Raw genomic sequence first — 6,450 nt, 5'->3', positions numbered from 1 at the left:
CAGAGTTCAACAAGAGAGTTGAACATACCCGCAAGATCATCTTCAAGTAAGTGTTGATGTGCCTGTGTTAAAGGCGTGTTAGTTTGAAACCAGTCCATCGCATGGACTGGTTTCACTAACGCTAATGAGACAACTACAGGGAGTAGTATTTTCATTACGACTTATGCTTTCATCTTGTAGCCAACACCACGAAGTGTTTCAATTTCCAGTCCTGGCAGTTTTTGACGAAGCTGTAGTACATGTGTATCAACCGTACGTGTTGTCGGGAAGTGATTGTAACCCCAAACGTGGTCAAGCAGCTCATCACGAGTAAACACGCGACCTAAGTTTGACGCCAAAAATAGCAGCAAATCAAACTCTGTTCGAGTAAGCGTAATTAGCTCGTCTTTATAAGTCACTTCACGAGTCGAGCGGTCAATCTCTAAGTCTTTTGTAATCACTTTATCAGCGTTGCTTTGTTCTGCTGAATCCGGTGCTCGTAGCTGTGCACGGATTCTCGCAAAAAGCTCCGCCTCAGCAAAAGGCTTTGTTAAGTAGTCGTTCGCGCCGGAATCAAGGCCTGCAACTTTATCTTTTACGGTAACAAGTGCCGTTAACAAGATAACTGGTACGTCTTTAATCTGTTTCCATTCTGGGAGACATTGTACAGAGTCACCATCTGGGAGTTGGCGATCGAGAATTACCAAGTCAGCTTTTTTCCATTGTGGCTCTACGTCTGCAATACGCTCCACATGTAAACACTCATATCCTGCTTGTTCCAGGCTTACTAACAGGCCGTCAGCCAAGTTTTTATCGTCCTCAACGAGAAGCAGTGTCTGTTTCACAAGGTATCTCCAATATAAAAGTTGTAGGTGGTCCCATTAAGGACATTTTTCCGCCCATGCGGCCTACCATAGATTCAACGATTGTTAATCCAAGTCCTAACCCGCTCTTACTTACGAACGGTTTCTTCAAATTTGCCCAATCTTTAGCCGTTAGGCCTCCTGCATCTCGGACTTGGAATACTATTTTTTCTTCACTAGTTGAGACATCCAATTCAACCGGTGCGACACCGTACTTAAGCGCATTACGAAGCAAGTTATCGATACAAGTTCCTAACCAGTACACATTAACTTTAGCAGCCACATCTTCATTGATGTTAAAAAGCACGGCACTATCAAATTCTTCTTCGATCTTAAATTCTAACCAATCTGCAACGGATGGTACCCAGTCTGTTGCAAGCATTTGGTTATCAGATTGCAAATAATCTTTACTCGCTTCTGCCAATTGACGCAGGCGGCGCGTATCTTCACACAATCTGCGGAATTCGTCATACACACTTTCAGGCAAATGCTCGAACTCTCGACGAAAGCCCTCAACCGTTAGTGACAGAGATGCAATCGGTGTTCTGAGCTCATGCGTTAAAATTTGCAACACGAGCATTCTACTACGTAGTTCTTCTCGCTTACTATTCCAACGGTACACCGCCCAACCAATCACCAAAAGAATATTGGCGATTACCAGTATGATCATACTGATCCGCAAAACTTGCGAGTGATCTTCTACATCCCAACAAATATTACCTCGTTTAACAAAGCAACTTTTGCTTTGAGACGCTAGAGCGTATGACAGACCCGCATTCGCTACGTTCTCTTGCCAGATATCTTTCTCGAAAACAAAGTAACGGTCACCACGTCTTAACCAAAGTTCGTTACCTTCAATAAACATGCTCGCGCCTGCAATCAAAGCATTAATGGCGTCGTCATCCATGTTTTTCAAGCTTTCTAGCAACTCATCCCCTTCCTCGTTATCACGCTCTTTTATATGCATGTACTGAGATAGTTTGGGTTTGAGTTCTGGATACTTATCCACATAACGTGCCGCATACGTCCCACCACCAGGGTGAATGAGACCACTACGCGAGAACCAACGAGGTGTCAGCTGCGTCCCTTTACAAATCGCCCTTGTAAATACTAAAGGCTCAGTAATTAAAGGACTTAATGGTAATTTGCCACGACAAGTATTCGCCAAGCTGTAAAGCTGTTGGATATCTTTTAACGGATAGTCAGACGTTTGCGGCAGAAGCGAATCTGGCGCAAGTAACTTGGTAGGATAATTTGATTGCAGAATACGAATATCGTACGACTTAAGAGCTACTTCATAGTTAAATAGCTCTGTAAACGTATCTATTCTTTCTGGTAGTGAATCGGAAAATGCAGGTGCCGAAAAAAGCGGCAATACAGTTGCAAAACCGAGCAAAAACTTTTTAATCAAACTGTTACCGTCACTTGTTACATTAGCCAAAACTATACATCAATCTACAAGCAATTGACATCTGCTAACAGAAGGATTTGCATTACTATAACATTGAAACGGAACAAAAAAGGGCCAGCGATTGCTGACCCTGTATAGTTTTAAATCAAGAATGGTTAAAGTGCTTTAAAAATAGACTCAACACTTTCTTTCGCATCACCAAATAGCATTGATGTATTTTCTTTGAAGAACAGTGGGTTCTGTACTCCTGCGTAACCAGTATTCATTGAGCGCTTGAATACCACTACGTTTTTCGCGTTCCATACCTCCAATACGGGCATACCAGCGATTGGGCTGTTCGGATCTTCCAGTGCGGCTGGGTTGACCGTATCGTTAGCACCGATAACCAATACGGTATCGGTTTCTGCAAAGTCATCATTGATTTCATCCATTTCAAGAACGATATCATACGGTACTTTTGCTTCAGCGAGTAACACATTCATATGCCCCGGTAGACGACCCGCTACTGGGTGAATCCCAAAGCGAACTTCAATACCTTGTGAACGAAGTACATCAGTAATTTCATGAACAGGGTATTGTGCCTGAGCTACTGCCATGCCATATCCTGGAGTGATGATTACTGATTTTGAGTTCTTCAACATCTCTGCAACTTCTTCAGCCGTTGTTTCACGATATTCGCCCTGCTCTTCGTCACCTGAAATCACTATCTCTTGACCAAAACCACCGGCAATAACACTGATAAACGAACGGTTCATTGCTTTACACATGATGTAAGAAAGAATCGCACCTGATGAACCTACCAAAGCACCTGTTACAATCAATAGATCATTTGCGAGCATGAAACCTGCTGCCGCTGCTGCCCAACCTGAGTATGAGTTCAACATAGAGACAACAACTGGCATATCAGCACCACCGATTGAAGCGACTAAATGGTAGCCGAATGCGAACGCGATCAAAGTCATCACAATAAGAGCGAACATGCTGCCATCTGCTTTTACGAAGTAGATCATAAGAAGCGTAGAAATAACAACCGCTGCGAGGTTCATTTTGTGCTTATGAGGCAGGTTAAGTGGCGACGAAGAAATCACACCACGCAGCTTACCAAATGCGACAATTGAACCGGTGAAAGTTACGGCACCGATGAACACACCCAAGAATACTTCTACAAGGTGGATAACATGCTCAGCATGTGTTGCTGCTTCTGGCGCATCTAGGTAACTGTTGTAGCCAACTAAAACCGCAGCTAAACCTACAAAGCTGTGTAGAATCGCAACCAGTTCTGGCATCTCGGTCATTTCTACTTTCTTCGCATAGAAAATACCGATCGCACCACCTATCGCCATCGCGATAATGATCCAACCAAAACCTTGCGCATCTGGGCTAAAGATCGTCGCTATTAGCGCGATCGTCATACCAGCGATACCGTAGTAGTTACCATTACGAGCAGACTCTTGCTTTGAAAGCCCCGCCAAACTCATGATGAAAAATAATGCAGCAACAATGTAAGCTGCTTGTACTAATCCTGCAGACATTGTGACTCCTATTTATCTTTGCGGAACATTTCAAGCATACGCTTGGTGACGGTGAAACCACCGAAGATATTGATACTCGCGATCAATACGGCAATAAAAGATAGAAATGAAACGACGCCATTACCTTGTCCAATTTGCAGTAATGCACCAACGACAATAATGCCAGAGATAGCATTCGTTACTGACATTAGTGGAGTATGAAGTGCATGGGTAACATTCCATACTACGTAGTATCCGACAACACACGCTAGAACAAATACAGTAAAGTGAGAAAGAAACGCTGCTGGAGCAACCGATGCAACCCATGCAAAGGCTCCAACAGCCGCTGCCATACCAATAATTTTCTTCGTTGGAGACGTAGGTTCTTCTACTTTAGGCTCTGGCTTCACAGGCTGTTCTTGTTTCACTTGCGGCTGAGCTGAAACCTGAATTGGTGGCGCTGGCCAAGTAACTTCACCTTCTTTCACCACGGTAACGCCACGGATAACAACATCTTCAAAATCAATATTGATGTTGCCATCTTTCTCTTTACACAGCAGTTTTAGAAGATTGACAAGGTTTGTCGCGTAAAGCTGAGAAGATTGTGTTGGCAAACGACCAACCATGTCAGTGTAACCAACAATTTTTACGCCGTTATCCGTCATGATAACTTGGTCTTTCACTGTATATTCACAGTTACCACCATTAGCAGCTGCCAAGTCGACAATTACACTGCCCGCTTTCATGCTGTCGACCATTTCTTTGGTGATCAACTTCGGCGCAGGTTTACCAGGGATGAGCGCGGTCGTAATAATGATATCAACATCTTTAGCTTGCTCTGCGTATAACTCTGCCGCTTTTTTGTTGAAGTCATCAGACATTTCTTTTGCGTAGCCATCCCCAGAGCCTGACTCTTCTTGAAAGTCAACGGTCAGGAACTCAGCGCCCATCGATTCAACTTGCTCTTTTACTTCTGGGCGGACGTCAAACGCACGGACAATGGCACCTAAGCTACCTGCAGCACCGATAGCCGCCAAGCCAGCGACGCCAGCACCCGCAACCAATACTTTCGCTGGAGGTACTTTACCGGCAGCCGTAATTTGACCTGTAAAGAAACGACCAAACTCATGAGCTGCCTCAACCACTGCACGATAACCAGCGATATTAGCCATCGAAGATAGCGCGTCTAAGGCTTGTGCACGTGAGATACGAGGAACGGAATCCATGGCAAGAACGTTAATGTTCTTACTTGAAAGTTGTTCCATCAACTCAGCATTTTGAGCCGGCCAAATAAAGCTAACCAGTGTTGCTCCATCTTGCAGTAACGCAATTTCGTCAATGCCTTGCTCATCATCCACAATTGGCGCATTAACTTTTAAAATAAGGCCAGATGCCCAAACTTCTTCACTAGAAAGGATTTTCGCACCAGCTGCTTCATAAGCGGCATCATCGAAACTCGCTAGCACCCCCGCTTGGGATTCAATCGCGACATCGAATCCCAATTTTATTAACTGCTCAACCGACTTCGGCGATGCAGCCACTCGCGATTCACCCGCGAGTATCTCTTTAGGTACACCGATTTGCAAAACGCATACTCCTTGTATACATATCAATAAATTAGTCCCAAAACAGAGCGTCGCTCTACTCTAATTCTTTTTTATTTCTATCTGTTTACCACGCAAGACAATTGCAAACGAAAGATGATGTTTGGGGACACCCATTTGCACAATAACACCTTGACTAACAGCCCTGTTATTATTCTGTTTGTATCGAACGCGTCTCATTACTTCAAGTGTTTTGTAATTTAAATACTAAATTTCATTACATATAACGCTAAGTAATGAATGATTGTCGCTCTGTGCACGAAAAATAACAACGCAACACCGTACTAGACTGAGGTCTAATCAGGTAACGATTAAATACTGACTTAACAGAGATTTAAGCGTTAAAAAGAAAGAGCCACTAGCATATACACTAATGGCTCTTTTTAAGATGACTGGAATCAAATTGCAGTAAATTGCTAGTCGAAGATTTTATCGCCCATTTGATCAATAAACATTTGAGATTTCTTCAACATAAGGTCATTGGCATCTTGCTCTGAGCCAAGCAAATCGGAGCGAATAAACCGATGTGTTTTCACTTCATCATTGTCATGCTTTTCTATTCGACCAGCGATGCGATATTGTCCGCCCTCTGAAAGGCTCTCTGGGTAAATAAGGAAACCTTTATATTCAACTGGTTCGATATTTTTGGCTTCAACCGTTTTCTCACTACCACCAAACAAACGCGAAAAAAATCCCACGATTCCTCCTTGGGTCAGCTCACTAGTCAACTGAGCGACTCTTACTTAATATTAACGTTAAGGATCGGTTTTTCATACCAATCCAACTCTTTATCATCATCATAACTAGTATGGGAAAAAATTACAGGCACATCATACTCTCGGTTCTTACGCCTGTCTTCTTTCACCATTTCTGCGGCGTTTTTCACCGCTATATCCGCGCTTTGCTTAAACTGGCTTAATTTTTGTTCAGGAAGTGAAGACAAAAAATCAATATCATGACGGATATAGACAGGCTTGAGCTGGATAAGCGCAAGGCAAGCAATATCGGCTAACTGTTCGTTGTCATACTGTTCTAAAAATTCGGGCAAACTGAGAACCTGGCCTACTAATGTTTCCATGTAG

General features: G+C 43.3%; 7 protein-coding genes. All 7 read right to left on the bottom strand.

The window, feature by feature from the left end:
• A partial coding sequence (locus IQR33_RS33605) for a DUF2861 family protein (protein ID WP_228014002.1) occupies positions 1-98 on the bottom strand: 98 nt, incomplete at its 3' end.
• Between the two features lie 63 nt (positions 99-161).
• A complete protein-coding gene (gene vxrB / locus IQR33_RS19565) occupies positions 162-824 on the bottom strand; it encodes a response regulator transcription factor VxrB (protein ID WP_005376251.1) in 663 nt (220 codons plus the stop codon).
• Complete coding sequence (gene vxrA / locus IQR33_RS19560) at positions 799-2,253, bottom strand: sensor histidine kinase VxrA (protein ID WP_025767766.1); 1,455 nt, start codon at positions 2,251-2,253, stop codon at positions 799-801. The genes vxrB and vxrA overlap by 26 nt, the downstream gene beginning before the upstream one ends.
• 155 nt (positions 2,254-2,408) lie before the next feature.
• Positions 2,409-3,785 carry a Re/Si-specific NAD(P)(+) transhydrogenase subunit beta gene (gene pntB / locus IQR33_RS19555; RefSeq protein ID WP_005376248.1) on the bottom strand — a complete coding sequence of 459 codons (1,377 nt, stop codon included), beginning with the start codon at positions 3,783-3,785 and terminating at the stop codon, positions 2,409-2,411.
• Positions 3,786-3,793: 8 nt separating this feature from the next.
• Positions 3,794-5,350 (bottom strand): Re/Si-specific NAD(P)(+) transhydrogenase subunit alpha, encoded by a 1,557-nt coding sequence (locus IQR33_RS19550; RefSeq protein WP_064354790.1) that lies wholly within the window; start codon positions 5,348-5,350, stop codon positions 3,794-3,796.
• Positions 5,351-5,784: 434 nt separating this feature from the next.
• The gene (locus IQR33_RS19545; RefSeq protein WP_005376244.1) at positions 5,785-6,066 is read right to left on the bottom strand and encodes an HlyU family transcriptional regulator; all 282 of its coding nucleotides are present in this window, start codon (positions 6,064-6,066) and stop codon (positions 5,785-5,787) included.
• Positions 6,067-6,107: 41 nt separating this feature from the next.
• Positions 6,108-6,450 (bottom strand): late competence development ComFB family protein (locus IQR33_RS19540; RefSeq protein ID WP_193843943.1); only part of this gene is annotated, 343 nt, incomplete at its 5' end.

This window comes from Vibrio sp. OPT46 (genome assembly GCF_015163535.1).
GTDB classification, from domain to species: domain Bacteria; phylum Pseudomonadota; class Gammaproteobacteria; order Enterobacterales; family Vibrionaceae; genus Vibrio; species Vibrio alginolyticus.
Note: the sequence above shows the minus strand (reverse complement) of the source record. Positions and strands in the feature narration are given on the sequence as shown.

Coding starts and splice junctions, on each gene's coding strand:
- pntB (WP_005376248.1), bottom strand. CDS start 3,785: ATGTCTGCAGGATTAGTACAAGCAGCTTACATTGTTGCTGCATTATTT.